Genomic DNA, 3,139 nt, shown 5'->3' on the forward strand with positions numbered 1-3,139 from the left:
GCCACGTTCTAGACTGGTCGCGAGGAAAGGGGTGCGGGCCATGCTTGAGCTGTTGACCGGGGCGGGACTCGCCGCCGCCGCAGGACTGAACGCCTATATCCCCCTGCTGGGCCTCGGCCTCCTCGCGAAGTTCACGCCGCTCGTCACGTTGCCCTCGGGCTGGGACTGGCTCACGAACGACTGGGTCATGATCGTGTTCGGCGTCCTGCTCGTGATCGAGCTGTTCGTCGACAAGGTGCCCGGCCTCGACACGGTGAACGATGTGCTGTCTTCCGTAATCCGACCCGCCGCGGGCGGCATGGTCTTCGCCGCGGGGACCGGCAGCGAGACCGTGGCGGTGTCCGATCCCGAGGCGTTCGTGAACTCCAGCCAGTTCTGGCCCGTCATCATCGGGGTGGGCATCGCGCTCGTCCCGCATCTCTTGAAGGCCGTCGCCCGGCCCGCGCTCAACGCGGTGAGCGTCGGGGTCGCGGCCCCGGTGGCGAGCACGGCGGAGGACGGGGCGAGCATCGCCCTCACCCTGCTCGCGGTGCTGGTGCCGGTGCTCGGGGCGCTGCTCGCGGTGCTCGCCATCTGGTTGCTGATCCGCAGGTTGCGGCGCGCACTCCGTTCCCGTCGAGCACGAAAAGCGGCAACCGCGTCGCCCAGCACAGGCTGAGCACCTTGTCGGGCGTGTCGGCACGGGGGTAGGCTCCTGCGGAGATGCCCGAGACAGTCTCAGGTGTCCTTGGGGGGGGACAACATCGTATGAGTCGTGCACTTTTTGCCCGCACACGGGGAGCGTTCGCTGAGCCGACGAGGCCTGAACAGCATTCTCTGGGCCACGCGTCGCCGCGTCGTCTTCGACCGCTCAGGACGGGCCTGGCGTTCCTTTCCGCGGCGGCCATCGCCGGGGTGGGGCTGAGCGCCCCGTTGGGCGGCGGGCTCAGCCCGGCGCATGCCGACTCCGGCACCGTGTTCACCGTCACGGACGGCTCGGACACCTCGGGCAGCGCACCCCAACCTGGGAGCCTGCGCGATGCCCTGCAACAGATTTCCGCGGCCAGCACCCAGGGCGGCGCACCGCCCACGGACTACACCGTGGCCTTCGACCCGAGCGTTTCTCTCGTCACGCTGACGGGCGGCCTTGAGGTCGAGCTCGGCTCGGGCGCACAGTCGCTCACGATCGAGGGCGACGCCACGATCGACCTCTCCGACAACGACGTTGACTTCACCGGCGTCGGCCTCAGCGGCGCGATGACCGTGTCCGGCCTCACCATCACGGGTGACAGCACCTGGTCGAACCCGGTGGCCCAATCCACGACGCTCACCGGAGTGACCCGAACCGGGTACGGGGAAACGCTCTTCCAGTCGCGGGAATCGGACACGCTGACCAATGTGATCGCGACGAATTCAACGTTCACCCTGGAAGCGCCCGAGGACGTGAGCGACACCTACGCGCTCACCGTCTCCGGCGACAGCCTCGACAGCAGCCGTTTCACGGATGCGCCTTTCACGGTGCATGCCGGAGCCAGCGGACGCAACGACCTGACCGTGCGCAACACCCGGATGACCGGGAACGAACAGCAGACCGCGTTCGGGGTGTACACCTACGCCGCGGAGGCCGGGGCACCGGTCCACCTCACCATCGAGGGGTCCGAAATCACCGACAATCCCTCGGGCGGCGTGCAGACGACGAGCGCCGAAACCGTCACGGTGACGGATACGCAGTTCCAGAACAACGGCCGTGCCGGGGCTCTGAACCTGAGCATGGAGGGCGGCACCGCGTCCTGGGTCCACGTCGCGAATTCCACCTTCCGGCAGAACCTCGGCGACTTTGCGGGCCTCACGGTCAAGGACACGGTCGGATCCATTCTCGTCACCGGATCGGAGTTCAGCGAGAACGACAGCGCGGTTGCGGGCACCGGAGAAGGCGGCGGCGTATTCATCCTCGCGCGCAACGCGTCTGAGGATGAGGACCCGAGCGGGGCAGCCGAGCTGCCCGCCGGGATGGTCCAGGGGGCGATCGTCATCCAGGAAAACACCTTCGCAAACAACGCCAGCATGTCCGGCGCCGCCGGGGTGCACGTCGAGTCCTTCCTCAGCGGCGGCATCGAGCCCACGCTGATCGTGGAGCGAAATCAGTTCGAGGGCAATCGGTCCACGTTTGACGCCAACGATGTCTCCGTCTCCATGAGCGGGATGGACGAGGAGGACCGCGCGACAATCGCCCTGCGCGGAAACTCCTTCCTGGGCTCCGCAGGTGGCCCCTCCGACCCGGACAACGACAGCGGCCGGCGTTCCGTTTCCGTCATGTCGGCGGAAAACACGAGCATCGACGTGCTCAACAACACGTTTTCCGCTGCGACGGGCGAGGACGCACTGCTGAGCATCGGCACCTTGGCGACGGGCAGCGACCTGGCTCTCACCCACAACACGTTCTCGGGCGGCGGGCTCGCGATCGGCTCACTGCAGGAGGTCGGCAGCGATGCCCTGCGGGTGCACGCGACCGTCTTTGACACCGCGCATGACCCCCTGTCCATTGATGAGGGCGCTCAGCCCGCGGTGCTCGGCGACGTGCAGACGGTCACCGCGTCGCCGAACCTGCCCGGAGCGGCACCCGCCACGAGCGAGGGCCTCGCGCTGGCGGAGCCCGGGAACAACGGGGGTCCGACCCTGACGATGCTTCCGGCCGAGGGCTCGACACTGATCGACGCCGTGACCGCGGACGCGAGCTACGCGGCGGCCGATCAACGCGGCGTGCCACGCCCGCAGGGCCCCGCCGCCGATATCGGGGCCGTCGAGATCGAGGAGCCCCTCGATGATGACGTGATCACGCTCGATCAGGATCTCTCCGTGGTCGAGGGTGAGGACGCGGTCATCACCGCGCTCCGCACCGGACCGTCGCTGTCCGAGGGCAGCGCGACGCTGACGGCGCACGACGGGACCGCCCTCCTGGACACCGATTACTCCCGCGCGACCGGCACGGTGACCTTCCCCGCGCAGGACACGCGGGCACCCGAGCCCCAGCGGGCAACGCTCACGATTCCGACCGTGAAGCGGTCTGGTGCGCAGGGCGAACGCTCCTTCACGGTGACCCTCACGGAGCCGTCCGAGGGCGCGGTTCTCGGCGAGCCGGTCACGGTGACCGTCACGATCA

General features: G+C 68.5%; 2 protein-coding genes. Both read left to right on the forward strand.

Annotation, left to right across the window (positions count from 1 at the left end):
* Positions 1–40: 40 nt before the first annotated feature.
* Positions 41–658 (forward strand): DUF4126 domain-containing protein, encoded by a 618-nt coding sequence (locus OOT08_RS00220; protein ID WP_325090592.1) that lies wholly within the window; start codon positions 41–43, stop codon positions 656–658.
* 236 nt (positions 659–894) lie between these two features.
* Positions 895–3,139 (forward strand): right-handed parallel beta-helix repeat-containing protein (locus tag OOT08_RS00225; RefSeq protein ID WP_325090593.1); only part of this gene is annotated, 2,245 nt, incomplete at its 3' end.

This window comes from Leucobacter sp. M11, from assembly GCF_035726885.1.
Taxonomy (GTDB): Bacteria; Actinomycetota; Actinomycetes; order Actinomycetales; family Microbacteriaceae; genus JAPFRB01.